This window comes from Flavobacterium sp. (assembly GCF_043778725.1).
Lineage (GTDB): Bacteria > Bacteroidota > Bacteroidia > Flavobacteriales > Flavobacteriaceae > Flavobacterium.
Genome location: NZ_JAYWFT010000079.1, coordinates 13,132 through 38,190, shown reverse-complemented (window position 1 = coordinate 38,190; position 25,059 = coordinate 13,132). Strand labels below are relative to the sequence as shown.

General features: G+C 32.1%; 24 protein-coding genes and 1 pseudogene. 5 read left to right on the top strand and 20 right to left on the bottom strand.

What is annotated here, in order from left to right:
- From ACH2CG_RS06970 to ACH2CG_RS06925, 10 genes and pseudogenes are all read right to left on the bottom strand, one after another.
- Nucleotides 1–1,039 (bottom strand): annotated as a pseudogene (locus tag ACH2CG_RS06970) (RHS repeat-associated core domain-containing protein); the annotation flags it as partial.
- An 18-nt stretch (nucleotides 1,040–1,057) separates the two neighbouring features.
- Entirely contained in the window at nucleotides 1,058–1,465 is a 408-nt protein-coding gene (locus tag ACH2CG_RS06965; protein ID WP_395063567.1) for a hypothetical protein, read from the bottom strand.
- A gap of 217 nt (nucleotides 1,466–1,682) precedes the next feature.
- Nucleotides 1,683–1,997, bottom strand: coding sequence for a hypothetical protein (locus ACH2CG_RS06960; RefSeq protein WP_395063565.1), 315 nt, complete (start codon nucleotides 1,995–1,997; stop codon nucleotides 1,683–1,685).
- Between the two features lie 916 nt (nucleotides 1,998–2,913).
- Nucleotides 2,914–3,219, bottom strand: coding sequence for a hypothetical protein (locus ACH2CG_RS06955; protein WP_395063564.1), 306 nt, complete (start codon nucleotides 3,217–3,219; stop codon nucleotides 2,914–2,916).
- Nucleotides 3,220–3,326: 107 nt separating this feature from the next.
- Nucleotides 3,327–4,151 carry a translation elongation factor Ts gene (gene tsf, locus ACH2CG_RS06950; RefSeq protein WP_395063562.1) on the bottom strand — a complete coding sequence of 275 codons (825 nt, stop codon included), beginning with the start codon at nucleotides 4,149–4,151 and terminating at the stop codon, nucleotides 3,327–3,329.
- Between the two features lie 142 nt (nucleotides 4,152–4,293).
- Nucleotides 4,294–5,127 (bottom strand): 30S ribosomal protein S2, encoded by an 834-nt coding sequence (rpsB, locus tag ACH2CG_RS06945; RefSeq protein ID WP_395063561.1) that lies wholly within the window; start codon nucleotides 5,125–5,127, stop codon nucleotides 4,294–4,296.
- A gap of 211 nt (nucleotides 5,128–5,338) precedes the next feature.
- Nucleotides 5,339–5,725: a 30S ribosomal protein S9 gene (gene rpsI / locus ACH2CG_RS06940; RefSeq protein ID WP_395063559.1), complete on the bottom strand. Its 387-nt coding sequence runs from the start codon at nucleotides 5,723–5,725 to the stop codon at nucleotides 5,339–5,341.
- Nucleotides 5,725–6,180 carry a 50S ribosomal protein L13 gene (rplM, locus tag ACH2CG_RS06935; RefSeq protein WP_395063557.1) on the bottom strand — a complete coding sequence of 152 codons (456 nt, stop codon included), beginning with the start codon at nucleotides 6,178–6,180 and terminating at the stop codon, nucleotides 5,725–5,727. Before rplM ends, rpsI begins: the two co-directional genes overlap by 1 nt.
- A gap of 189 nt (nucleotides 6,181–6,369) precedes the next feature.
- Nucleotides 6,370–7,179 carry a ferritin-like domain-containing protein gene (locus ACH2CG_RS06930; RefSeq protein WP_395063555.1) on the bottom strand — a complete coding sequence of 270 codons (810 nt, stop codon included), beginning with the start codon at nucleotides 7,177–7,179 and terminating at the stop codon, nucleotides 6,370–6,372.
- A 24-nt stretch (nucleotides 7,180–7,203) separates the two neighbouring features.
- Nucleotides 7,204–7,944 carry a ferritin-like domain-containing protein gene (locus ACH2CG_RS06925; protein ID WP_395063553.1) on the bottom strand — a complete coding sequence of 247 codons (741 nt, stop codon included), beginning with the start codon at nucleotides 7,942–7,944 and terminating at the stop codon, nucleotides 7,204–7,206.
- Between the two features lie 223 nt (nucleotides 7,945–8,167).
- Here ACH2CG_RS06925 and ACH2CG_RS06920 point away from each other — a divergent pair, with 223 nt between their 5' ends.
- Nucleotides 8,168–9,193 (top strand): LacI family DNA-binding transcriptional regulator, encoded by a 1,026-nt coding sequence (locus tag ACH2CG_RS06920; protein ID WP_395063551.1) that lies wholly within the window; start codon nucleotides 8,168–8,170, stop codon nucleotides 9,191–9,193.
- Here the strand turns inward: ACH2CG_RS06920 and ACH2CG_RS06915 are convergent.
- The 6 genes from ACH2CG_RS06915 to ACH2CG_RS06890 all read right to left on the bottom strand — a co-directional run bounded on the left by ACH2CG_RS06915 (nucleotide 9,186) and on the right by ACH2CG_RS06890 (nucleotide 14,614).
- Nucleotides 9,186–9,917: a nicotinamide mononucleotide transporter family protein gene (locus ACH2CG_RS06915; RefSeq protein WP_395063549.1), complete on the bottom strand. Its 732-nt coding sequence runs from the start codon at nucleotides 9,915–9,917 to the stop codon at nucleotides 9,186–9,188. The genes ACH2CG_RS06920 and ACH2CG_RS06915 overlap by 8 nt on opposite strands.
- A gap of 103 nt (nucleotides 9,918–10,020) precedes the next feature.
- Nucleotides 10,021–10,422 carry an alternative ribosome rescue aminoacyl-tRNA hydrolase ArfB gene (gene arfB / locus ACH2CG_RS06910; protein ID WP_395063547.1) on the bottom strand — a complete coding sequence of 134 codons (402 nt, stop codon included), beginning with the start codon at nucleotides 10,420–10,422 and terminating at the stop codon, nucleotides 10,021–10,023.
- Nucleotides 10,423–10,502: 80 nt separating this feature from the next.
- Complete coding sequence (locus ACH2CG_RS06905; protein WP_395063545.1) at nucleotides 10,503–12,620, bottom strand: DUF4301 family protein; 2,118 nt, start codon at nucleotides 12,618–12,620, stop codon at nucleotides 10,503–10,505.
- Nucleotides 12,584–13,201: a nicotinamide riboside transporter PnuC gene (pnuC, locus tag ACH2CG_RS06900; protein ID WP_395063543.1), complete on the bottom strand. Its 618-nt coding sequence runs from the start codon at nucleotides 13,199–13,201 to the stop codon at nucleotides 12,584–12,586. The genes ACH2CG_RS06905 and pnuC overlap by 37 nt, the downstream gene beginning before the upstream one ends.
- Nucleotides 13,201–13,914, bottom strand: coding sequence for a geranylgeranylglyceryl/heptaprenylglyceryl phosphate synthase (locus tag ACH2CG_RS06895; RefSeq protein WP_395063541.1), 714 nt, complete (start codon nucleotides 13,912–13,914; stop codon nucleotides 13,201–13,203). The genes pnuC and ACH2CG_RS06895 overlap by 1 nt, the downstream gene beginning before the upstream one ends.
- A gap of 46 nt (nucleotides 13,915–13,960) precedes the next feature.
- The gene (locus ACH2CG_RS06890) at nucleotides 13,961–14,614 is read right to left on the bottom strand and encodes a 4'-phosphopantetheinyl transferase family protein (protein WP_395063539.1); all 654 of its coding nucleotides are present in this window, start codon (nucleotides 14,612–14,614) and stop codon (nucleotides 13,961–13,963) included.
- Nucleotides 14,615–14,741: 127 nt separating this feature from the next.
- Between ACH2CG_RS06890 and ahcY the strand changes: the two genes are divergently transcribed.
- Together ahcY and ACH2CG_RS06880 are read left to right on the top strand one after the other, a co-directional pair.
- Nucleotides 14,742–16,058: an adenosylhomocysteinase gene (gene ahcY, locus ACH2CG_RS06885; RefSeq protein WP_395063537.1), complete on the top strand. Its 1,317-nt coding sequence runs from the start codon at nucleotides 14,742–14,744 to the stop codon at nucleotides 16,056–16,058.
- A 236-nt stretch (nucleotides 16,059–16,294) separates the two neighbouring features.
- Nucleotides 16,295–16,672 carry a hypothetical protein gene (locus ACH2CG_RS06880; protein ID WP_395063536.1) on the top strand — a complete coding sequence of 126 codons (378 nt, stop codon included), beginning with the start codon at nucleotides 16,295–16,297 and terminating at the stop codon, nucleotides 16,670–16,672.
- 60 nt (nucleotides 16,673–16,732) lie between these two features.
- Here the strand turns inward: ACH2CG_RS06880 and ACH2CG_RS06875 are convergent, their stop codons facing one another.
- The 4 genes from ACH2CG_RS06875 to ACH2CG_RS06860 form a co-directional block, all read right to left on the bottom strand.
- On the bottom strand, nucleotides 16,733–17,389 hold the full coding sequence (locus ACH2CG_RS06875) for a hypothetical protein (protein ID WP_395063534.1): 657 nt from the start codon (nucleotides 17,387–17,389) through the stop codon (nucleotides 16,733–16,735).
- A 30-nt stretch (nucleotides 17,390–17,419) separates the two neighbouring features.
- Complete coding sequence (locus tag ACH2CG_RS06870; protein WP_395063532.1) at nucleotides 17,420–17,716, bottom strand: hypothetical protein; 297 nt, start codon at nucleotides 17,714–17,716, stop codon at nucleotides 17,420–17,422.
- 36 nt (nucleotides 17,717–17,752) lie between these two features.
- Complete coding sequence (locus ACH2CG_RS06865) at nucleotides 17,753–19,666, bottom strand: S9 family peptidase (RefSeq protein ID WP_395063530.1); 1,914 nt, start codon at nucleotides 19,664–19,666, stop codon at nucleotides 17,753–17,755.
- 88 nt (nucleotides 19,667–19,754) lie between these two features.
- A complete protein-coding gene (locus ACH2CG_RS06860; RefSeq protein ID WP_395063528.1) occupies nucleotides 19,755–22,973 on the bottom strand; it encodes a reprolysin-like metallopeptidase in 3,219 nt (1,072 codons plus the stop codon).
- Between the two features lie 218 nt (nucleotides 22,974–23,191).
- On the opposite strand from ACH2CG_RS06860, the gene ACH2CG_RS06855 reads away from it, so the two are divergent.
- Nucleotides 23,192–24,304 (top strand): NAD(P)/FAD-dependent oxidoreductase, encoded by a 1,113-nt coding sequence (locus ACH2CG_RS06855; protein WP_395063526.1) that lies wholly within the window; start codon nucleotides 23,192–23,194, stop codon nucleotides 24,302–24,304.
- Nucleotides 24,305–25,027, top strand: coding sequence for a monofunctional biosynthetic peptidoglycan transglycosylase (mtgA, locus tag ACH2CG_RS06850; protein ID WP_395063524.1), 723 nt, complete (start codon nucleotides 24,305–24,307; stop codon nucleotides 25,025–25,027).
- Nucleotides 25,028–25,059: the final 32 nt, after the last annotated feature.

The following is a 25,059-nucleotide window of genomic DNA, read 5'->3' as shown; positions in this document are numbered from 1 at the left end:
GCTCAACAGTAACAGGATTTGAATACTGCTTTCTAGTTACATTATATCCATTTTGTTTCATCCCAAATGGATAATATTGATTTTCTTCCAATATCGTTAAAACGCCTGTTGATGGATTTTTTGTGTAACTCAATCGTATATTACCCAAATGATCTGTATAATTATAAACATAATTATAATTGTTCTGTCCACTACTAACAGTATTTTGAACATAACCTTCACTTGTTCTAAAAAAGTTAAGAACGCTATTTAAATACTGAAAACCATCTAGATACGTTGTTACTGTCACAGCACTTGCCTCAGTCACTTTCTTCTCTAACTTTTGTCCTACTGCATTGTAAAGATAATTAATTTTTCTATTAGTCCCAGTAAATATAATTTCTACAGGTAAGTTTAAATGATTGTAAGTAATACTAACTATTGCTTTATTATCATCCTTGACCATATTGCCATTGCTGTCATAAAGATAATCATCAACAGTATCATTTGTACCATTACTATCGTCTTTAAATCCTGCTGTTACATTGGTAGTATCAGTTACTTTTGCAAGCCTATTAGAAGCGTTACTATTTTCATACGAATAAGTCAAGTTATCAATTAATAAATTGTAAACACTATCTTCATATTCTCCTTTGCGTTGCAAAGTCATTATGTTCCCATTCTTATCATAAGTTACACTCTCATTATACGAGTTTGTAGTTGCGGCAGCTAAATCTGGCTTTTGGTAAATTGCTTCTTTTAGTCTGTTTAAATCATCATATTTATAACCGTATTTTCTAATTACATTGTCATTGCTAGTTCGCCAATACGTTTCCGATATATTGCCGTTGTATAATTCTTTGCCAACATAATTAGTTTCGTTCTCTACCGTATCATAGTTAATTTTAAAAGCAAATAAATCTAATGGGTCAGTACTTCTTCCTAATGGGTCAGTAAGCCCATCAACTTTATTGATATCAGTAAGCCATCCTCTTATGTTATAATTATAATCTACTTTTTGCAATGGCAATAAAGCAGTATTTCCAACTTTCTTAGTCATCAACTGTCCCAACTCATCCTACTTAAAAGCATTACAATCATCAATATAAAATGGATATTTAGAATAGGTATTTATAAATGTAACTTCTTTGTGATTAGGAGGAAGAGCACTTAATCGGATTAAAAATCTTTTATTAGTATCGTAAGCGGAATATTGAAAATACACGGAATCATTTTGAACTCTCAGGCTTTTAATTTGTTTTAAATTTTCGCTAATTAAGAACTGAAAGTTTTTATAGCATTTTTTTAATAAATCACTTTTTATGACAAAAACAGTAGTAACTTTTACTTTAACTCCTTCAAAAAGGGTATAATCACCCAACAAATAAGTATTAAAAATTCTCATGTCCTTATTATCAGATATTATATTTTTATTTCCGCAAGAGAAATTAATTATAATCAATAAAATTAAAATTACTTTTTTCATTGTTATCCATTCTTTTAATAGTTGTATTGTTATAGGTATAGTACACCTCATCATTTTTGCATGAAGTAGCCATAATCAAAATTAATACAAATGAATCTAACGCCTGATAATATGTTATTTAATTTCGTTTGTAATAATCACTTACATAAATCTAATTTTCTTTGTTTTTGGCTTGGTCAATAGAGCGAGCAAGGAAGTTGTTCAGAATAGGTTATATTTATTTCAGATTCAAATTTTTATTCCAAGATTTCTCAGCTTCAATTTGATACGATATTTGACATACATTTGCGTTGTCTCCTGGTCTTCCATCAGTCCCTATTTCTTTAAAATTAAATAAAGTTGTAGCAATGTCCTTTGTTTGAAAATAGCCATCACCTGAAAACAATAGAACCTTACCATTTTTTTTAAATTTTAAGTATCCTTTAAAACCATCATTTATTCCAGAGTATTTCGCCCAAATTTCACCATTTTCTAACCCATTTTTCAAGTAATAGAATGTGTTTTTCCCATCCGTATTAACCCTTTTTATCATTACATCGTTATATTAATAATAAATTTCGTCATTTTTACATGATGAAGTTATTCCTAAAATAAATATTAATAAAACTCTTTTCATGACAAGCATTTATTTTTTATTTTCAATGTATGCTTTTCCCAAATCGATTGAACGTTAACTAAGTTTGTCTTCCCCAAATTTACCAATCAGACATGCAACGCCCATCGTAGTTAGAGGTCTAGTTGTTGCAATTTAACTTATCCTAGCTGTAATTATACCTGCCAATAATTTATTGTTTCCACTAAAATTATAAGCTCCAAATCCAAATTGAGCTAACACCACAAAATCTGATTATTGTGCAACAGCACCAGCTGTAAAAATTGCCTGCATCTCTTTGAGATGCATATTTACCAAACAAAAATGACCCATTGTCAATATGAATCTTGATATCCCAAACTCCTTTTGCTCCTGCCTTATCAAAATAATCTTTTAAGTTTGGTTTAGAGCTAAGTATATTACTACAATATTGTTTAAAGTATTAGATACAAAATTTATTTTAACCTTAGAAACTAGACATTTACGGAGCTTTTTATAGGAAAACTTTGTGGAGCTGAAAATTAGTAATATTAGAACTCTTTGCTCCTTTCTTTTGGATTTTCTTGAATAGCTTTGATGCAACTTCTGCTCCTATTGTTCTTTTTACCAAAATTAATGAAAACTTTGTTTATCAACAAAAAACTTTCTTGATTGTATAGAACCACTCGAAAGGATTAGCGCGGTAGTTGACTTATCTATTATTAAAAATTACTGTTGTTACTCTTATAAAAACCTTTTTTTGCTAATTATTTAGTTGCCTAGCGAAAGGATTTATGCTGTACCTGAAGCAACAAGCCCACAATACAAACAAGTAAGCGGCTTAGAATTTAAAATAATAAAAACCGAATAATGTTTTTTAAGCGGCTTTCAATAAGTTACTAACAGTAAGTATAAAGTAAGAAACTCCGTTTACTATTCTTGCAACTGCAAGTATAATGTGAGCTACTGCAAGTATGATGTTAGCAACTGCAAGTATAATGTAAGCCACCGCAAGTATAATGTTAGCTACTGCAAGTTTAATGTAAGCCACTGCAAGTACAATGTTAGCTACTGCAAGTATAATGTAAGCCACTGCAAGTACAATGTTAGCTACTGCAAGTTTAATGTGAGCTACTGCACTTTCAAAAAAATAATTTACAAAAACAAAAAAACCTCGTTTCAATTAAGAAACGAGGTTAATATAATTATTTTTTATGTATTAGCTACTTTATACTTTGCATCCTATATTTCGTACATCGTGCCTTGTATTTCGTATTTAGCGCCTAATAATTATCCTAAAGCAACTCTTTTAAATCCAGTTACAACCAAACCTGCATCTACAGATTTAATATAATTAGCAACACTCATTGAGTTGTCTTTAATATAATCTTGGTTTACCAAAGTATTGTCTTTGTAAAAACGTTGAATTTTACCTTTAGAGATATTGTCTAACATTGCTTCTGGTTTACCTTCAGCACGCAATTGATCTTTAGCAATTTCAATTTCTTTTTCAATGATTGCAGCATCAACACCAGATTCATTAAGAGCGATTGGGTTCATTGCAGCAGCTTGCATAGCAACGTTTCTTGAAGCTTCTTCAGCACCATCAACATTAGCAGAAAGAGCCACTAAAGTAGCAATTTTGTTACCAGCGTGAATGTAAGATCCAATGAAAGTTCCAGACAATCTTTCAAAAGAAGCGATTTCAATTTTTTCTCCGATAACTCCTGTTTGCTCAATTAATTTATCAGCAACAGTAATTCCGTTAAAATCTGAAGCCAAGAAAGCTTCTTTAGTATCAAAGTTTAATGCTTGATTAGCTAAGTCTGTAGCCAATTTTACGAAACCTTCATTTTTTCCAACGAAGTCAGTTTCGCAATTTAATGTGATTACAACACCAGATGTTTTGTCAGCGTTTACAACTGCAATAGCTGCACCTTCTGTAGATTCTCTGTCCGATCTGTTAGCAGCAACTTTTTGACCTTTTTTTCTTAGGTTTTCAATTGCTAAATCAAAATCTCCGTCAGCTTCTACTAAAGCTTTCTTGCAGTCCATCATACCTGCACCTGTTATTGTTCTTAATTTATTTACGTCTGCAGCAGTAATTGTTGCCATTTTGTGTTTTATTTTAAGATTAAAAATTTAAAAGTAAAAATTCCAATTCTTAAATCCCAAACTCCAATTTTAAAAAATCATTAACATTAAGTTATCGATTTCTTTTGGAATTTGGAATTTATAAAATTGGAATTTATTTTATTTATTCTTCTGATTTAGTTTCTTCTGTAGCTTCAACTTCTGCAACTGGAGTTTCTTCAACAACAGCAACAGCTTCTGGAGCAGCAACAGCTTCAACAACTTCAGCAGTTTCAACTTCTGTAGCATCATCACTTTCTTTGTCAGAAGTTCTGTTAGCTAATCCGTCTTTTACAGCGTCAGTTACTAAAGTTAAAATTTTATCAATTGATTTAGAAGCATCATCATTAGCTGGAATAACGTAATCTACTTCACGTGGATCAGAGTTAGTATCAACCATTGCGAAAACTGGAATGTTTAATTTTTGTGCTTCTTTAATTGCGATGTGTTCTGCTTTGATATCTACTACAAATAATGCAGCAGGTAATCTAGACATGTCAGAAATAGAACCTAAGTTTTTCTCTAATTTCGCACGAAGACGATCAACTTGAAGTCTTTCTTTTTTAGAAAGCGTCATGAAAGTACCATCTTTTTTCATTCTATCAATAGTAGCCATTTTTTTAACAGCTTTTCTGATAGTAACGAAGTTTGTTAACATACCACCAGGCCATCTTTCTGTGATGTAAGGCATGTTACAAGCTAATGCTTTTTCTGAAACAATATCTTTTGCTTGTTTTTTGGTAGCTACAAAAAGTATTTTTCTACCAGATGCTGCAATTTTTTTCATAGCTTCTCCAGCTTCTTCAATTTTTGCAGCAGTTTTATACAGATTAATGATATGAATACCATTACGCTCCATATAAATGTAAGGAGCCATGTTTGGATCCCACTTGCGAGTCATGTGTCCAAAGTGAACACCTGCTTCTAATAATTCTTTAACGTCAATTTTGTTTGCCATTGTGTAATAGTTTACGTTCCGTTGATTAGCAATGCGTCACCTTTTTCGCTTTGAGACTTTCGTCTGTAAGACTTTGTACTGCATTTCGATGCTAAACTAATTCCCTTTTTACAAGGAATATCGACAACTTTGTTTTAAATTCAATTTTAATTGTAAAAATAACATTTCGAATGCGCTCAATGAGACACAAATGAGATGTGAAGTCAAAATATTAACGTTTAGAGAATTGGAATCTCTTACGTGCTTTTTTCTGACCGAATTTTTTACGTTCTACCATTCTTGGATCTCTTGTAAGTAATCCTTCTGGTTTTAAGATAGCTCTGTTTTCTGCATCTACTTCACACATTACGCGTGCTAATGCCATTCTTACAGCTTCTGCTTGTCCTGTTGAACCACCACCATATACATTTACTTTTACGTCAAAGTTGGTTACATTTTCTGTCATAGACATTGGTTGTAAAACTTTGTACTGCAAAGTAGCTGTTGGGAAGTAAGTTGCAAATGGTTTTTTGTTAACTGTGATTTGTCCAGTTCCTTCTTGAACATAAACACGTGCAACCGCACATTTTCTTCTACCGATTTTGTGAATAACTCCCATTACTTTAAGTCGTTAAGGTTAACGGTTTTTGGCTGTTGAGCGCCATGTTTGTGCTCAGTACCAACATTTACATCTAAATTACGGAATAATTGTGCTCCTAATTTATTTTTAGGCAACATTCCTTTTACAGCTTTTTCTACTAATAATGCAGGATTCTTTTGTTGCATTACTTTAGCAGTTAAACTTCTTTGACCTCCTGGATAACCTGTGTGACGAATATATGTTTTTTCGTCAAGTTTGTTTCCAGTTAAATTAATTTTCTCTGAGTTGATAACAATTACGTTATCTCCACAGTCAACGTGTGGTGAGTAACTTGGCTTGTATTTACCTCTTAAAAGCATCGCAACTTTTGAAGCAAAACGACCTAAGTTATGACCTTCAGCGTCTACAACAATCCACTCTTTTGTTACCGTGGCTTTGTTGGCAGAAACTGTTTTGTAGCTTAATGCGTCCATAATATTATTTTAATTAAACATTCCATTCCCAATTAAGGGAGTGCAAAAGTACAATTATTTATTATATATGCAAAATTCATTTTCAATTTTCTTTTAGCCTGAAAATCAGACTATGTATTTAAATTAAAATGCCAACTTAATATTGTTATTAAGTTGGCATTTTTTAATAAAATTAATGTTGCAAAAAAATTATACTATGAACAAGTTTGCAATATTCACTGTTGCTTGTGTAGATAAAGGCTCATCAAAGGCAGCTGATCCTGCATCAATCCCAAAGAGTGCTGCTGCATTATATCCGCCTTGAGTAACATTTTGTTCTCCATCATAAGTTCCTTGTGCTTGTACAGGAAGTCCGCCACGATCGTCTCTTACAATCCATCCTTTTTCTCCTCGCAATCGCCTTACTTCTGATGCGTGACGTGCTTCTACAGAATGAATTTGCAATGCCGCAGTTAGTAAATCGGGACTCGACATTAAATTGACAGCTTGTCCTTTATATGCTCTAACCCCAGTATCTTCGAATGCTTGTGCTAATGCAAGAAATGTTGGGTAATCATTAAATGGATTAAATAATCCGCCTGCAGTGAAGTCAAAAGTTGGTTTTGCAACAAAGTTGGCGCTTGCCGTTCCGCCAAGTCCTGCAATTAAAAAAGCAACATGATCTGATTCGTGCTGGGCAATTTGTTGAAAAACTTTTAAATCTCTACCACCATTTTCTAATGGTGAAATTACTCCTGAGGACAATCCCATTTGGTAAAATTCGTCTTCAAGATACTCTAAAACTAGTGCAAGTTGAAGAGCACCGATTGGTGTATTTGGAGTTGGAGTGATATCTGCTGCATAGGTTTTATTTACTAAAGCAGAGAGTCCAAATGGTATTGAAGCCAACGCTAAGTTTTTTCCTAATTTTCCAAATTGTCCAAAGCTATCTCTTCTGTTTCCAGTAGCTTTCATAAAGTTTTCATCTGTAAAACTCTCTATAAATTTTATAATATTCATAATCTTTCAGTTTTAATGTTATATTTAAGGTAAGAAACTAGCTGTAAAATTGGTGGTGATAAATCCGCTTGCTATTGGCACTACTTCCGATGGTTTTTTTACAGTATCCAATCCGTTGGTTGCACTTACAATATCATCACCTGCAAAGTCTTTAGAATTAGGATTGATTAAACTCCTAATTGCTGATGCATGTCTTGCTTCTACAGAAACTATTTTTCCTGCCAACAATAGATACTCTGGATTTGTAAGTAGTTTTCCTGCTCCATTATAGGCAGCAACTCCAGTATCTTCAAGTGCTTTAGCTGTTGCTAAAACTTGTGCTCTATTATTAAAATTTAAAGTTCCATAATCAAACGCTAGTCCGGGAAGGAGCTGTGTGGTAGGATTTGGCAAAGCACCAGTTAAAGCGGCTTTAAAAAACTCTCTGTGAATTACTTCATGATTATACAAATCAGTTAAAACCGCTCTGTCCTGTGGAGTAAAGGCAGTATTAAAAGCAGATGCATTTACAACTTTAGTGTAAAAATCGGCTTCCAATTGTTCTAATGCATAGGCATACGTTAAAACTCCAAAATCGCCTCCACCCAAATCAAAAACTCCATTTCGTACTCCAGGAAACATGTCTATGTTTCCATCTTCATCATCATCACTACAACCAGCTAGTAATAGTGAAGTACCAACTAGTGTTAGTCCACTAATTTTTAAAAAACTTCTTCTATTTGTAAAAGAAGGATTTACTTCATTAATTTTTAATGTCTTTTCCATAATTTTTTTTTTAACGGTTAATTAATAGATTTTGATTGATGATATCTTAAATATTTTTATATTTGTAAATAATCTTGTTTTTTAAAGAAATTCTTACATAAATTTATATGGTTGATTTTCAGTTATTTAATATCGTAAAGTTCCTTTTAAAACCATTAGAACTATTACACATTAAGATTATTTAGTTGTATAATTCACTTATTAACAGAAACTAACAATTTTTATGAAATCTAAAGCTACACTAAAACAAATTGCAAAGGAACTTGGAGTTTCGGTTTCTACTGTTTCTAAGGCACTAAACGATAGTCCAGAAATTAGCGAACCAACTAAATTGCGTGTTCAAGAATATGCCAAGCTAAAAAACTATAAACCAAATGTTATTGGGTTGAACTTAAAAAATCGATCTACAAGAACTATTGGCGTTATTCTTCCTAATATTTTAAATCAATTTTTTGCAAAAGTTTTTACTGGTATTGAAAAAGTAGCCGATGAAAAAGGATATAAAGTGATAACATGTATTAGTAATGAATCTTTAGAAAAGGAAATTGGTGCCCTTGAAATGCTGAGTAATGGAACCATAGATGGATTTATTTTATCTATTTCTGAAGAAGCGCAAAAGCTGCAACAATTTGGTCATTTTAAATCTATCATTAATGAAGGAACACCTATTGTAATGTTTGATAGAACCGCCGATGAAGTAAATTGTGATAAAGTCGTGGTAGACGATTTAGATTCGGCTATAAATGCCACAGATCATTTAATAAAAACTGGCTGTAAAAACATTGCTTTGTTTTCATCAATTGACAATTTAAGTGTAGGAAAGTTAAGAGCTGATGGTTATAGAAAAGCTTTGCAAACTGCCGGATTAAAGGTTGATGATAAACTAATAGTTTTATCTGAAACTGCCGAAGATTTTGATATTATATCTGCCAGATTTTTTGATGAAAATAAAGTAGATGCTGTTTTTGCTTTAGACGAACACGCCTCTGTAATGGCAATGAAAATGGCTATTAAAAAAGGAATGAAAATTCCAGACGAACTTTCAATAATAGGGTTTGCAGATGGAGTTTGGTCTAAAAGATTAACACCAAGTTTATCAACAGTTAGCCAACACGGACCAGAAATTGGCGAAGTGGCTACTAAAATGCTTATAGAAAAACTAGAAAGTAAAGAAGAAATTTACAATCATAAAACTACAGTTGTAAAAACAGAATTACGCCAACGCGAATCGACTAGAAAACTCATTTAATTGCATTTTTCTTGTCATCATCCCAAGTAATATAACCAATTATAGCGTTAAAAAAATAGAAAGTATATTTAGCAACATTGGCAATATTCATTAAAAGTAAATTTTGAATAATTTTTGTCAAATTATAAAATTGCCACATAAACCAGTTATCGGGATACATTCTTGCTGTATTAAATGTTCCTCCAAAAGTTATTCCGGCTGGAATTGCCACTGCAAAAAATAATTTCCAATCAATTGATTTTTCAGAAAAATAACGAAATGCTATATAATTTAGACCCAACGAAAAAACAAACCCAAGAATAATATTTCTGTAAAAAATAAAATCTATAGAACGTAAAACCTTGCTTTTCTTCCATGCTTTAAAAACTAATAAATTGGCAATAAAAGAGACAGGATAGGTCAAGATAGCGCCTGCATTTCCTAGTAAATAATCAATGCATCCGCTTAGAAAAGTATTGCAAGTTGTAATTAGATTTCCAACATTATTTTTTTTAGTAACCAATCTATTTCCTATCATAGAAAAACCAGTATTTACTATAGACACATAACCAAGAAAGAAGATATAATCTTTGCCTTGAAAAGTGAATTTATATTGGGTATTGTGATAGCCAAGAGCTAAAGAAGCAGATATAACAACTAGTAAACCTATTATGTCTAAATAAGTGCTGTTGGTAATAGACTTAACTATTTTTACGTTTTTTTCTGACAAAGAAAGTACATTCATATTATTGATTGAAAAAAGCAAAAGTATATTAGAACTAATAATAAAAACAGAAAAGCTTTATTTTTTATGTTAGAATTATAAACTTTACATAAATGGTTTCAAATTATAATTCTGGTTTTTTACGATTACTTTTAATTTCTGCGGTTGACGATTTATCTTTCAATCGTTTTTCAATTACTGCTTTAGGAATTTTAGTGGCTTTTCTTGGCTTTGGGATAATTAAAGATTTTTCAATAATAGCTATAAAACGCTTTGTAATTATTGTTTTGTTTTTAACTTGACTTCGATCTTCGTCGCAATTTAAGATTAGAATTCCGTCTAATGTAAGTTTAGATTTTAATTTTTTTTGAGAACGCTCTTTCTCTTCATCAGTCAATGCTAATGAGTTTAATAAATCAAAAGTCAATACAACTTTAGACGAAACTTTATTCACATTTTGTCCGCCTGCACCAGAACTTCTCACTGCTTTATAGCTCAATTCGGTTATGATTTTTTCTTTATCCATTTTTTTACCATAAAGGTGCTAAGTAACAAAATTTAAAAAATTATTTGTTTTTGTTTTATAAAAATTATACTTGTTTTTGTTTATTCTGATGATTGATGTGCTGGCTTCAAAAGATCGTTCACAGTTTTTACAGGATTAAAAGTTATAAGTGGTACTTCTACAAAAATTGTTAACCATTTCGCCATTGCTCCGTTCCATAAACCCGGCAGTTCGTATGCTTTTAATGGTTTTGCATTTTTATTTTTATAAACAATAAAACCAGTATTTTTATTTACAAACTTGGTTAAATCAAAATTTTGACCTTTATAATTTTTTGTAGCACAAACCAAATCAACAGGATTAAAATGTGTGGCACTTTCTAAAATCTTTACTTGATTTATGTCGCTGGTATCAATCTGCGATGTCTCAACAATTTGAAGAAAAACTGTTCCTTTTTTACTTAAAACCCAAAATGGTCCACCGCCAGGTTCGCCTTCATTTTTTACCATTCCGCATACTCTAATTGGCCTGTTTAAAATTGTAAAAAGATATTCTATTTTACTTTCTTTTGTGTATTTAGAAAAATCTTCAATTACAGAAACACACAGCTTAGAGTTTAAAAAAGCTACTATTTCTGTAAGGTTTTCATTAGAAACAGTGTTGCTTTCTAGTAATCTTAAATAATTAAAAATAATATCCTGAGTTTTTATTAAAATTCCAGCTAATGCTTTTTTATAAAGCGCAATAATTTCTATGTGATTTTGAATTACATTGTCTATATTTTTAATAAAAATGACATCGGCATTTAACATGTTTAAGTTTTCAATTAGAGCTCCATGACCTCCGGGACGAAAAACCAAATTGTTATTTTCATCGCGAAAAGGATGATTGTCTAAATCTGTTGCAACAACATCTGTAGATTTATCTTGGTACGAATATTTTACCTGAATTTTTATTTTATACTTTGATTCAAAACTGGGTTTTATTGCATCAATTATAGCGTCAAAATTGGTTTGGTGTTCTTCTGAAACAGTAAAATGCAAACTTGTTCTTTCATTGGATGTAGCATAAAAAACACACTCGTTTAAATGCTCTTCAATGGCCGTTGCAGTGTGGTTTTCATATTTATGAAACGGTAAAACACCTTTAGGTTTATTTGCAAAGTCAAAATACTTGCTAGATAAAAGTGTTTTTATAAACCCATGCTCTTTACTATCTGTATTCCAATTGTCATAATCTGGAAGATTAATTCTTGTAGTATTTAAAACCTCTTTATAGAATGGAAATTTCTGTTTGGCAACTAAAAAAACAGGTAGATCTTTATCTTTTTTTCTATTTATGTAAGCATTTATTGATTCTTCACCAAGTTTAAAATCATTTAAAAATTCGCTCAAGAATTTAAACATTCTACTCGCAGCACCAGAAGCAGGCACAAATTTTTTAAGCTTTAGATTTTTCTTTTTCTCGTCAAAAAAATTGGAATAATATACAGCTTCATCAGGAGAAATAGCCATTATTCCGTCATTTATAACAGCTGGTCTTTCTAGATTTATTTTAGGAATTCCATTTTTAAGAATTTGAAATTGGCTTTGCAATTTATCCAAATTAATATTTCTATTATATATTGCTACAAAATCGTGAGAATTAAATCCTAGTTCTCTAGCTTTACTCAAATCTTTAATTATTTGCACTGCTTTTTCTAGACGTTGTTCTTTATTTCCCGAGAGTTTTATGTAGGGTTTTTTATTTTGCAACAATGCTTTTTCAAATATTTCTAATGTTGCTTCTCTATCTTGAGGTTGATCTCTAAGGTCATCCTTTTCCCAAGTAACATCAACATCGGTAAGAAAAATTAAATCATACTTGTGTTTGCGAGCCGCTTTTTCTAAAATTGGATCACACTTTGAATAATACAAGTCAGAAAAAACTTTAGTTACCAATAAATTAGTATCACAAAAAAGATATTTATTAGCTAATGCTAGAGCTTCGTTTTCTAGTTTAGTTTGACCAATTGCTATAGGAATTAGATCTTCAAAACTGCATATTTGCTGTTCATTATTCCATTTTTCTTGCAAATAATTACGCGCATATTCTGGAATCCAAATAGTATTAAACTCCTTTGCAAGCTGATGTGACAATGTAGTTTTTCCAGTAGATTCTGGACCATACAAAGCAATCTTTATTATTTCTGTGTGTAACTGTTTAAGATTTTCTTCCATTCTAAATAAGCTAATATCGCTAAAATTGTAAAAATTAAATATTGCAATGATAACATTCCTAAACCTCTATACCAAAATAAAGGAACAGCAATACAATCACCAATAATCCACAAGGTCCAATTTTCTATTTTCTTTAAAGCCATGAACCACATACCTGTAAAAAAAATACCTGATGTAAAAATATCAATATAATTAGGAATTTCAAGTTTGTAATTAAAAAAAACATACACAAGATAGGTAATTAAAAGTGTTAGAAAAAATAATCCAACACCAATTATTTTTTCTTTTCTTGTAGTTCTAGTTATTTTCAAATCAGGTTCGTGCGATTTAGACATCCATTTGTACCAGCCATAAATACTCATTATAGAATAATAAAAATTCATGGTCATATCGCCAAAATATTGCGCTTGATACAGCAAATAAACGGTAATTACTGTAGAAATTAATCCGGTTGGATACACCCAAATACTTTCTTTTTTAGCACAGATAACGCTAATTATTCCGAACACAAAAACTATAAATTCTAAAACAATTTGTGTAGTTGATGCGTTTTTATATTGATCAAATAAGAACTCTAGCATTAGTTAAAAAAATTTAAGTCGTTTTCAAATGCGGTTCCTATTACTACTAAATCTGCACCAGCATTATATGCATTTTCAATTTCTTGTTTAGAGCGAATTCCGCCACCAACAATTAATGGTATTGAAATATTTTGCGCTACCAATGTAATCATTTCATTTGGAACGGATAATTTTGCACCACTACCCGCTTCGAGATAAATTAATTTGTTTCCGATGAATTCTCCTGCTTGTGCAGTTTGTAACGCATATTGACAATTATTTCTGTCTAATGGTTTGGTTTTACTTACACGTTCAACAGCTGTTTCTGCTCCACTTTCTATCAAAATATATCCTGTAGAAATAACTTCAAGATTGGTTTTATTAAGAATTGGAACTGCATTTACTTGATGTTCTATTAAATAATCTGGATTTCTTCCTGACAATAATGTTAAGAATAAAATTCCGTCGGCTTTATTAGAAATTTGTGAAGGATTTCCCGGAAATAATAGAAATGGCAAATTAATTTTAGATTTTAATTCGGTTATTAGTTCGTCTAAATTTGTTCCAACAAAAGAACTTCCACCAACAAAAATGTGTGTTGCTGGCGATTGATTTATTTTTTTAATTAAATTAGAAAGATTCTCTACAGCCAACTTATCTGGATCTAGAAGAATGGCTAGGAGTTTTTCACCTTTGGATTTTGAAAATACTATTTGTTGGTAGATTTTTGTCATTGTCATAGCCACTGATAAAACGGATTTAACAGATTCTCGCTGATTTTTAATTTTTAATTGATTCAAAGGCGCAAACAAATATATAATCTTCTTCCGAATCAAATTGGATTTTGAACTTTTCTTCTTTGTTATTAAATTTTAAAGTTGCCGTTGCTTTTTTATCTTCAAAATTGAAATCATCTTCAAAAATATGATTTGGAAAACTAATTCCTTTTTCGTTTTTGATTTTGAAAATACTTTCTTTAATTCCCCAAACTACTGTTGCTTTCTTGATTTGTTCTTCTTTGGATAGATTTTCTAAATGCGAAACATCCATGAAACGAGAAGCAATTTTTAGTGCTTTTTCTTTTATTTGCTCTACATCTAATCCTACTTTTTGCTCGCTAATTACTATCGCAGAAAAATCATTAGAATGTGAAATTGATATTTCAACATCTTTTATACTGCAACCTTGCGGTTTTATATGCGGTTTTCCGAAAGCATCATAATACAAGTCAAAATCGTTATAATCATTATGTTGCAACAACATTCTTACGGCCAAAAATCCTTTTTTATGGTTTTCAGATTTCATAGTTTGCAATCGTGCTAATGATGAATCTTTCAATCTAATTTGATTAAAAAGAGCATCAAAATCTTCTGTAATCTTCCAAAGATACAGTTTAGCGTTGTTAGACAAATAGATAACTTTATGTAAAGGCATTTAGTATTTTGTTGTTTTTCAAAAGATTAAACATGTAAACATTTCACAAATTTTAAAATAAATTATTAAATTCAAAACCTATGTTGTAATTTTGCACCAAATTATAAAAAACAAATATACATAATAGATGAGTACACAAACATTACCTTATGTAGCTTTTAAAGTGAAAGACATTTCGCTTGCAGCTTGGGGAAGAAAAGAAATTGAATTGGCTGAAGCAGAAATGCCAGGTTTAATGGCATTGAGAGCAGAATACAAAGACGAACAACCGCTTGCAGGTTCACGTATTGCAGGATGTTTACACATGACTATTCAAACTGCAGTTTTAATTGAAACTTTAATTGCTCTTGGTGCAGAAGTTACTTGGTCTTCTTGTAACATTTTCTCAACTCAAGATCAAGCCGCTGCTGCAATTGCTGCTGCTGGAATTCAAGTTTATGCTTGGAAAGGTCTTGACGAAGAGTCGTTTGACTGGTGTATTGAGCAAACATTATTCTTTGGTGAAGATAGAAAACCATTGAACATGATTCTTGATGATGGTGGCGATTTAACAAATATGGTTATTGACCGTTATCCTCATTTAGTTGAAGGTATCAAAGGTTTATCTGAAGAAACTACAACTGGTGTTCACCGTTTATACGAAAGAGTAAAAGCTGGAACTTTACCAATGCCTGCAATTAATGTTAATGATTCGGTTACTAAATCGAAATTTGACAACAAATACGGTTGTAAAGAAAGTGCTGTTGATGCAGTTCGTAGAGCTACAGATATTATGTTGGCCGGAAAAAGAGTAGTTGTTTGTGGCTATGGTGACGTTGGAAAAGGAACTGCTGCTTCATTTAAAGGTGCAGGTTCAATTGTAACAGTTACAGAAATTGACCCAATTTGTGCATTGCAAGCTGCTATGGACGGATTTGAAGTTAAAAAATTGGCTACTGTTATTGGTACTGCCGATATCGTTATTACTACAACAGGAAATAAAGATATTGTTCTAGAAAGCGCTTTCCGTGCTATGAAAGACAAAACTATTGTTTGTAACATTGGACATTTTGACAATGAAATTGACATGTCATGGTTGAATACTAACTACGGTAACACAAAAATTGAAATTAAACCACAAGTTGATAAATATACAATTGATGGTGTAGATATTTTAGTTCTTGCTGAAGGTCGTTTGGTAAACTTAGGTTGTGCAACTGGACACCCAAGTTTTGTAATGAGTAACTCGTTTACAAACCAAACTTTGGCTCAAATTGAATTGTGGAAAAACAGCGCAGCATACAACAATGACGTTTACATGTTACCTAAACATTTAGATGAAAAAGTAGCAATGTTACACTTAGCTAAATTAGGAGTTGAGCTTGAAACATTACGTGCAGACCAAGCAGAATATATTGGTGTTGAAGTTTCTGGACCATTCAAACCAGAATATTACAGATACTAGTCTGATATTAGATTTTAAATATTAGATTTTAAAATATTAACCTCGATTTCAATTGAAGTCGAGGTTTTTTTATGGCTGTTTGTTGATTTTATAAATATGCATACTATGTAATATTATTTTGAAAATGTGTAACTTATTTTGATATGGATTAGTCAATTTTACAAAACGATTTATCTCTCATTATTGTAATGAAATGAGATAATAACTTTTAAAGAAAAATAGTAAATAATAAAAAAATGTCACAAAAAAACAAAAAGCAGTTTGGTGTTTGGATGGATACACATAACGCTACAATCATTGGAAGAAAAGATTCCGATACAAGCGAATTTACGGTACTTGGTCATGTAAAAAATATTGGTGCTGACGGAAATTCTAACGAAAATGCTGCTAACAACCAAGAGATTGCTTTAACGCAAAAATTCTTCAAGGAAATTGCTATTAAAATGCCGAATATTGACCAAATTCATATTACTGGAACAGGTCAAATTCAAGAGCAATTTATGAAATTCTTAGCCGATACTGCGCAATATAAAAATGCAGAGTCGTCTGATAGTACTTCAAACAAAATGAGTGATGAAGATACTGTTGCTTACTTTGAGGAGTATTTTAAATAGCATTTGTTTTCAAAAATTTAAACCCCGATTTCAATTGAAATTGGGGTTTTTGTTTGGAGTTTATTTGCTATTTTCATTTCCGTAAAAGAAATCTAATTCTTTACATAATTTTCTGATTTTTTTCTTTCCTGCTTTACTAAATCCAAAAGCTGGATAAGCATCTTCTGTGCCTTTGTTAATCATTTTGCTATTCATTGCAGGAATATCTGATGTCGAAATTAAATAGTTGCAACCAAGACAAACATCAACGGTATAAACAACTTTATCATGATCAAAAAACACAAACCCTAAATGCGGATTAAAACATGCCGCAAAACTTCCACCATAAGTTGCATTGCTTGTTAAGCATTTAATCAAAAAATATCCTTGTTTTTCGTTTAGATATTTTTGTTTTAAAATAACATTTGTGAATTTATCATTCTTACCAATAACACTTGGATTTGGCTCTTCGCTTCCTTCAAAATCATAAGCTATAATTTTATCAAACTTTAAAGTATCAAATGGTTTTAAATTTAGCTCTTTTAAATTTAGCTTTTCGGATTGCAAAACATAGGCTTCAAGCTCACTTCTTTTAAGATATTTTGAGTAATCAATTTTAACACTTTTTATCGGTAAAACTTGATTTTTTATTTCCGATTTATCGCTTGTTTTGCATGAAATTGATAGGCAAATTAATACCCATAAAAGTGCGTTTTTAATGAGATTAGTTTGCTTCATATTGTCCTATAAAATATTTTTTTTGTCTAATTACAAATTAGATTTTACTTTGTCTTTTATAAAAAAACTTAAAAATAAAAAAGTTATAAAAAACATTACTAATTGAATTATAAAAACTGGATATAATAAATTTGATTCCGCAAACCTATAACCAAAACTAATAATTGACACAGGAAAAGTTACTACTAATCCTATTAACGACCATTCACCATAAAAAAAATCATCTGGATAAATTGAGCATACAGATAGTGTTGCAATTGCAACATAAATGAAAGAAATTTTAAATGCCAATTTTCTACCGTCAATAACTTTTAAAAAAGCATCCATTCTTAATTCAAATTAATTGAGTTTATAAATATAAAACTACAACGTCTCCTTCAACCATTTGTAAAATTCACTTTGCCAGATAATTGCGTTTTGTGGTTTTAAAACCCAGTGGTTTTCTTCTGGAAAGTATAAAAATCTTGATTTAATTCCGCGTAATTGTGCAGCTTGAAAGGCTTCTTGTCCTTGTCCAATTGGCACTCTAAAATCGATTCCACCTTGAATGATTAAGATTGGCGTGTTCCATTTATCAACATAATTTATTGGATTGAAAGTAGTGTACGATTTCTGCGCTACTTTGTTGTCTTTTTCCCAATAAGCGCCACCAAAATCCCAGTTGTTAAAGAAAACTTCTTCTGTCGTTCCAAACATACTTTGTGTGTTAAAAACGCCATCGTGAGCAATAAAAGTTTTGAAACGATTGTTATGAATTCCGGCTAAATAAAATACTGAATAACCACCATAACTTGCACCAATACAACCTAATCTTGCTTTATCAACATAACTTTCTTTAGAAACATCGTCTATTGCCGAAAGGTAATCGTCCATCACTTGTCCGCCCCAATCTCCAGAAATTTTTTCGTTCCATTCACGACCGTGACCGTACATTCCACGACGATTTGGCGCTACTATAACGTAACCTTGCGATGCCATTAAAGAGAAATTCCATCTAAAAGAATAACTTTGCGTTAATGGCGATTGTGGTCCGCCTTGACAATAAAGTAGCGTTGGATATTTTTTGGTTTTATCAAAATTTGGAGGTAAGATTACCCAAACTAGCATTTTCTTTCCGTCGGTTGTTGTAACGTATCTTCTTTCGTATTTTGGTAACGACAATTTGCTGTAGGTTTGCTCATTGATTTTTGTCAGTTGCAACCACGTTTTTTTCTTAAGATTGTAGGAGTAAATATCGGCTGCATGATTCATATCGGTTCTAGTAACAATGATATCATCTCCAGAAAACCCAACGATATCAGCAACGTCAAAATCGCCGGTAGTAACTTGATTTACCATAATTGCAATTCTTGTTACACCAGGAAAGTTAACTTCAAACACTTGTTTTGTTCCGTCAACAGCTGCCGTGAAATATACTTTTTTACCATCGGCGCTCCAATTAAAACTATCTACACTTCCGTCCCAATTGGCAGTTAAATTCACATCCATACCTTTAAAACGAACAATGATGTCATTTTTATCGGCTTCATATCCGTCGCGTTTCATTTGCAACCAAGTTAAATTTCCTGTTGGAGAAAACGTTGGATTGGTATCGTAACCTAAATTGCTTTCGGTTAAGTTTTTGGTAATTTTAGTTTCTAGATTGTATTCATACAAATTAGTGTTGGTAGAAATTGCGTATTCTGTACCGAATTTCTTTTTGCAAACATAAATTATACTTTTACTGTCTGGCGACCAAATATAATCTTCGTCTCCACCAAAAGGCTTTTGTGGTGCATCATAAGGCTCGTCTTTCATGATGTCTATTGGAGCTTCCAAACGTACATTATCTGCAGGAATTCCTCCGTAGAAAACGTGGTTTACAGTTCCGTCGTTCCAAGTATCCCAATGACGGTAATCTAATCCGTTGTAGATTTGAGCATTCGATTTATCAAGATTTGGATAGTAATCCTTTCCTAAAACTTTGTTGACTTTTACTTCTTGTGATGATAAAATGTACTTTCCATCTAAAGATACATTTTTATCAGAAATTAAGTCTTTAGCATCTTTTACCTCTGAAGGATTTCCTCCATTTACAGGAATGGTGTAGAATTTAGAACTCGATTTATTTTCTTCTACCGAAGGAGTTGAAACTTTATAAACAATAGATTTTCTGTCTTTAGAAATTCCTAAAACAGAAACTCTGCCTAATTGCCAAAGTGTTTCTGGCGCTAAAATTTGTTGTGCTGATGCTGCTATACTCATTGTGCAAACGATTATAAAAAATATTTTTCTCATTATAAAACTGATTTTTATTGATTCGTTAAAAGTAATAAAAAAAGCCGTCACGATAATCGCAACGGCTTTTAAAATAATTGAATTTAAATTATTGTTTGATAAAACGTTTTGAAGTTGAACCATTTTCGTTAGAAACTTGAATTAAATAAGTTCCAACAGATAATGAACCAACGTTAATTGCATCGTTTTCAATTTTACCTTTTGCTAATTGTTGACCCATCATATTGAAAATTGTATATTCAGACACTTTGTCTAAATTAGAAATATTCAACACATCACCATTTACAGGATTTGGATATAAACTGAAAGAAATTGCATTGTTAGAAGCATCTTCCATTCTAGCTGTAGATGTAATATTTACTGTATAATCTTCTACTTGACCGTAAGAAAAAGCTTCGCATGATGTTGGAGTTCCGTTATATTTCATAGAAACTCTCATTCTTGTTGAGCCTAAAGTTGCTGTTGCAGGAATTGTAATTGATCCTGTTGCAGTTGTTGCAGTTGATGTTGCCTTAGTAAAAACTGTTTCGCCAGCATCTGTAAACACACCATTTTGATTGTAATCAATAAAAACAGCATATCCTTCACTATAAGCAGTGCTTGTCCATGCCGGAGTAATTGTAATTGTGTAGGCTGTTCCTCTAACTGCATTAGTAGAAATTGTTGTAAAATTAGTATAACCAGTTCCTCCTGTTGAAGTGTTACTGATGGTTCCGAAAACTACTTTTCCAATTTTTTCATCGGCAACGCTATTTCCTTGAGAGGCACAATAAGTTAATGTACTAGCAGCAGATGTTGTAACACTTACCACATTACTTGCAACTGAAACATTTCCTGCAGCATCTTTTGCTTGAACATAAAAAGTATAAGCCGTAGAAGCTGTTAAACCAGTTACTGCATAAGTTGTTGCAGTAGTAGTTGAGCCTAATAATGTTGTCCCTTTGTAAACATTATAACCAGTTACACCAACATTGTCTGTAGCACCAGTCCAAGATAAATTTGTAGTTGTAGAAGTTGTTCCCGATGTTGATAGAGTTGGAGCTGTTGGAGCTGTAGTGTCTGCAACTGGAGCAAGAGTTGTAACAGAAACGGAATTACTTGCTACTGAAGCATTTCCTGCAGCGTCTTTAGCCTTAACAGTAAAAGCATAAGTTGTAGAAGCAGTTAAACCAGAAACTGCATAAGTTGTAGAAGCAGTTGAACCAAGTAAAACACTATCTTTATAAACGTCATATCCTGTAACAGCAACGTTATCTGTAGCGCCAGACCAAGATAAACTAGTAGCAGTTTGTGTGGTTCCAGAAGCAGTTAAGGTTGGAGTTGTTGGAGCAACGGTATCTGTAGAACCAGAAGTAATTGTAAAGTTTGTATTAGAAACGTCAAAGAAAATATGATTTGTTCCTTTTACCATTATTCTATTTGTAGTCCCAGGAGTGTTTGGAATTGTAACTGCTTGCGTTCCATCATTTGGAGTTGCGGCCAATAAAGTTGCCCATGTTGCACCAGCGTCTGTCGATAATAAAACATCAACATTAGCACAGTTTACACCATTTGCAGTTGTACCACCAACTACCCAAGTAACCGTTTGAGAACTTCCTCCTACATAAGAAACAGCAGTATTTGGTGCGCTTACAGAAAATGGTCCAGCTGTAGCATTTACAGTAACAATCATATCATCTGAATTGTTTCCTGATCCACCAGCTCTGTTATCACGAACAGTAACTCTAAAATTTAAAGTTCTTGCAACAGATGGAATTGCCTCAACAGTAAGTTCTGTGCCTGCAGTTGTAGTTGCGCCAGTTAAAACTGAAGCCATTCTTGGAAAATATCTTGTTGGAGAAGTTGTAGAATTATAAGATCTAAAGTTTACACCAGATGTTTTAGTAGCACTTGGTGCAGTAGCATTTGTTTGAGAATCAAATTGTTCCCAGTTGTAAGTTAGCACATCACCATTAGCGTCTGTTGCAGTAGCTGTTAGCATAAAAGGTGTGCTTTTTGGAACGGTATAATCTAAACCTGCGCTTGCAGTTGGTATTGAATTTCCTGTAGCAGTGTTAACCGAACACGTTTTAGCCTTAATATTATTTGTCACTTGTTGTACACTCACAGCATGAAAGTAAGCATCCGAGTGTGGCTGAACATCTAAAGAAGTTATACCAGCATAACCCATAATTGTAGATCCTGAACCTGGCTCCATTTGAACTCCACTTCCTTCATTACTGTGTGTAAATGTATGATTTGCTCCAAATTGATGTCCCATTTCATGTGCTACATAATCTATATCAAAATTATCTCCGGTTGGAATTGCATCGTTAGGTGAAGTAAATCCACTCCCTTTTCCTAAAGGTACAGAAGTTGTAGGATTTGTACAAACACAACCTATACAACCTGCATTTCCTCCGCCACCAGAAGCGCCAAAAAGGTGACCTACATCATAATTTGCACTACCAATAGTATTTGTTAAAGTAGTTTGTAATTCTTGATTCCAAGCGCCACCAGCACCAGCGGTTGCGGCAGAATATGGATCGGTTGAAGCAGAAGTATAAATAACTAAATCTGTATTAGCAATAAGAACCATTCTAGCAGAAAAATCTTTTTCAAAAACTCCATTAACACGCGTCATTGAAGCATTAATTGCCGCTAATGCTAATGCTTTTGTTCCACCAAAATAAACAGTATATTCACCTGTAACCGACATTGCTAAACGGAAAGTTCTTAACAGTGCGTCATCTGCATTTGGTCTAGCCGTAGATTGATTTACTTTAGGAGTAACAACATCTATAACTTTACATTCAAACTTATCAAATGAAGCTGTTTTATCCGATTTTTTGTAAACAGAATAGGTTGTTAAGTCTTGAGAAAATGGCTCAATAAATACTGCCGATCTATCGCCACCCAAAACCATTGATTTAAAACCAAGAGGCGAAACACTAAAATAAGCTGTTAAAGTAGGATTGTCAATTCCTATTCCTACATACGATTTAATTTCTGGATATCTTGCTGCTAAAGCCGGATCCATATTAGAATTTTCATAAATTCTAAATTGTTCCATTTGGCCATCAGCGTTTGGTAATGACAAAACAATTTCAGATGTTCTTCCTACAGTATTTCTATCGGGAGAATTTACTAAAGTAGCTTTCAATGCGTTTACATCTAAATCTAAAAGATTTTTTTCGGGAAGATTCAATCTACTCTCTAGTGCAACAATGTTGCTTTTAGTAGATTGTTTCCAAAAAGAACCTTTTTGTTGCGCAAAAGAAAAACTCGTTATTGCTAATAACGCAACGGAAAGTAATTTGTACTTCATAATTATATATTTTTGGTTAAAATAGAACATCAAATTTATCAAGTTTTTTGTCATATTTTTAATGTTTGAAAAAAGATATTAACAAATCGATGAAATGCAGTTTTTATTCGCAACACATCATCAATTTTTAACAAAAAAAAATGCACATCTATCATTTAAACAAAAACTCATGTTCTAAAATTAAAAAAATACTATTTTTATAAAAATTTAAAAAAACTATGCTGTTAAGTTATTGGGAAATAAAAAATTGGTTCTCAAATGTAGATTTTACTATTGTTGGAAGCGGAATTGTTGGACTTCACTGTGCTTTAAACTTAAGAGAACGATTTCCAGAAAGTAAAATTTTGGTTTTGGAAAAGGGAATTTTACCTCAAGGTGCTAGTACAAAAAATGCTGGCTTTGCTTGTTTTGGTAGTTTGTCAGAAATTATAGATGATTTAAAATCACATACCGAAGAAGAAGTTATTCAGTTGATACAAAAACGATGGAATGGATTACAATTACTTAGAAAAAGACTTGGTGATGATAAAATAGACTTTAAACCTTATGGCGGTTACGAACTTTTTCTAAAAGATGACGAAAGTACTTATAATGAGTGTTTACAGAAACTTCCTTTTATAAATGACATTCTAAAACCACTTTTTAAATCGGATGTTTTTACTAAAGAAATAGACCGTTTTAATTTTCAAGAAATAAAAGAATACACCGTTTTCAATCCGTTTGAGGCTCAAATAGATACTGGAAATATGATGCAAGCGCTGTTAAAAGAAGCAGTTTCTAAAGATATTTTAATTTTAAATCAAGCCGAAGTTGCTACTTATACCGATAACAATGATTCGGTAGAAGTTGTAGTAAATGATTTTTCGTTTAAAACAAATAAGCTCTTTTTTGCTACAAATGGATTTGCAAGTAAACTAACAAACAATGAAGTAAAACCAGCTAGAGCGCAAGTTTTAATTACAGAACCAATTAAAAACTTAGACATTCGAGGTACTTTTCATTTGGATAAAGGCTATTATTATTTCAGAAATTTTGAAGATAGAATACTACTTGGTGGCGGACGAAATTTAGATTTTGAAGGCGAAACCACAACCGAATTAACGCAAACAGAAAAAATTCAAAATAGATTGGAAGAGTTATTAAAAAATGTAATTTTACCGAATCAAGAATTTAAAATTGCGCATCGCTGGAGCGGCATTATGGGAATTGGCAACAGCAAAAACCCAATTGTATCGCAACTTTCTCAAAATGTATATTGTGGCGTAAGATTAGGCGGAATGGGTGTTGCAATTGGAAGTTTAACAGGAAAAGAATTAGCAGAATTACTATAAATGGCAACAAAAAAGAAAAGCACAAAACCTACAAATCGAACTTTTTTTCAGAAACTAAAAACCTTTATTTGGAAAGCCACATTGTGGTTTTTTGGTGTTTCTATATTTTTAGTGATTTTTTTCAAATGGGTTCCAGTTCCATTTACACCTTTAATGATTACTAGAGCAATCGAACAAAAACTGGACGGAAAAGAAATGACTTGTAGTCATGATTGGGTTGCACTAGAAGATATTTCTCCCAATTTGCAAAAAGCAGTTATTGCAAGTGAAGACGGTAATTTTTTAAAACACAATGGGTTCGATTTTAAAGCCATGCAAAAAGCATTTAAAAACAACAATCGCGGAAAAAAACTTAAAGGTGGAAGTACCATCTCGCAACAAACAGCTAAAAATGTTTTTCTGTGGCAAGGCAGAAGCTATTTAAGAAAAGGTTTGGAAGCCTATTTCACTTTTCTAATAGAATTAGTTTGGGGCAAAGAACGCATTATGGAAGTCTATTTGAATTCTATAGAAATGGGCAATGGAGTTTATGGTGCCGAAGCTGCTGCCGAACATTGGTATCGAATAAAAGCCAAAGATCTTACAAAAAGTCAAGCCGCTGGTATTGCAGCAATTTTACCAAATCCAAGAAAATATAAAGCTACCAATTCTACTTCTTATATAGAACGAAGAAAAGGAAAAATAGTTCGGGTAATGAATCATATTGGAAAAATAAAATATTAAAAAAAAGCGTCGATTAATTTCGACGCTTTTCA

Bases quoted from the DNA above. Each gene is read 5' to 3' on its own strand.
- ACH2CG_RS06965 (WP_395063567.1), bottom strand. From the start codon at position 1,465: ATGAAAAAAGTAATTTTAATTTTATTGATTATAATTAATTTCTCTTGC.
- ACH2CG_RS06960 (WP_395063565.1), bottom strand. From the start codon at position 1,997: ATGATAAAAAGGGTTAATACGGATGGGAAAAACACATTCTATTACTTG.
- tsf (WP_395063562.1), bottom strand. From the start codon at position 4,151: ATGGCAACAATTACTGCTGCAGACGTAAATAAATTAAGAACAATAACA.
- rpsB (WP_395063561.1), bottom strand. From the start codon at position 5,127: ATGGCAAACAAAATTGACGTTAAAGAATTATTAGAAGCAGGTGTTCAC.
- rpsI (WP_395063559.1), bottom strand. From the start codon at position 5,725: ATGGGAGTTATTCACAAAATCGGTAGAAGAAAATGTGCGGTTGCACGT.
- rplM (WP_395063557.1), bottom strand. From the start codon at position 6,180: ATGGACGCATTAAGCTACAAAACAGTTTCTGCCAACAAAGCCACGGTA.
- ACH2CG_RS06930 (WP_395063555.1), bottom strand. From the start codon at position 7,179: ATGAATATTATAAAATTTATAGAGAGTTTTACAGATGAAAACTTTATG.
- ACH2CG_RS06925 (WP_395063553.1), bottom strand. From the start codon at position 7,944: ATGGAAAAGACATTAAAAATTAATGAAGTAAATCCTTCTTTTACAAAT.
- ACH2CG_RS06920 (WP_395063551.1), top strand. From the start codon at position 8,168: ATGAAATCTAAAGCTACACTAAAACAAATTGCAAAGGAACTTGGAGTT.
- ACH2CG_RS06915 (WP_395063549.1), bottom strand. From the start codon at position 9,917: ATGAATGTACTTTCTTTGTCAGAAAAAAACGTAAAAATAGTTAAGTCT.
- arfB (WP_395063547.1), bottom strand. From the start codon at position 10,422: ATGGATAAAGAAAAAATCATAACCGAATTGAGCTATAAAGCAGTGAGA.
- ACH2CG_RS06905 (WP_395063545.1), bottom strand. From the start codon at position 12,620: ATGGAAGAAAATCTTAAACAGTTACACACAGAAATAATAAAGATTGCT.
- pnuC (WP_395063543.1), bottom strand. From the start codon at position 13,201: ATGCTAGAGTTCTTATTTGATCAATATAAAAACGCATCAACTACACAA.
- ACH2CG_RS06895 (WP_395063541.1), bottom strand. From the start codon at position 13,914: ATGACAAAAATCTACCAACAAATAGTATTTTCAAAATCCAAAGGTGAA.
- ACH2CG_RS06890 (WP_395063539.1), bottom strand. From the start codon at position 14,614: ATGCCTTTACATAAAGTTATCTATTTGTCTAACAACGCTAAACTGTAT.
- ahcY (WP_395063537.1), top strand. From the start codon at position 14,742: ATGAGTACACAAACATTACCTTATGTAGCTTTTAAAGTGAAAGACATT.
- ACH2CG_RS06880 (WP_395063536.1), top strand. From the start codon at position 16,295: ATGTCACAAAAAAACAAAAAGCAGTTTGGTGTTTGGATGGATACACAT.
- ACH2CG_RS06875 (WP_395063534.1), bottom strand. From the start codon at position 17,389: ATGAAGCAAACTAATCTCATTAAAAACGCACTTTTATGGGTATTAATT.
- ACH2CG_RS06870 (WP_395063532.1), bottom strand. From the start codon at position 17,716: ATGGATGCTTTTTTAAAAGTTATTGACGGTAGAAAATTGGCATTTAAA.
- ACH2CG_RS06865 (WP_395063530.1), bottom strand. From the start codon at position 19,666: ATGAGAAAAATATTTTTTATAATCGTTTGCACAATGAGTATAGCAGCA.
- ACH2CG_RS06860 (WP_395063528.1), bottom strand. From the start codon at position 22,973: ATGAAGTACAAATTACTTTCCGTTGCGTTATTAGCAATAACGAGTTTT.
- ACH2CG_RS06855 (WP_395063526.1), top strand. From the start codon at position 23,192: ATGCTGTTAAGTTATTGGGAAATAAAAAATTGGTTCTCAAATGTAGAT.
- mtgA (WP_395063524.1), top strand. From the start codon at position 24,305: ATGGCAACAAAAAAGAAAAGCACAAAACCTACAAATCGAACTTTTTTT.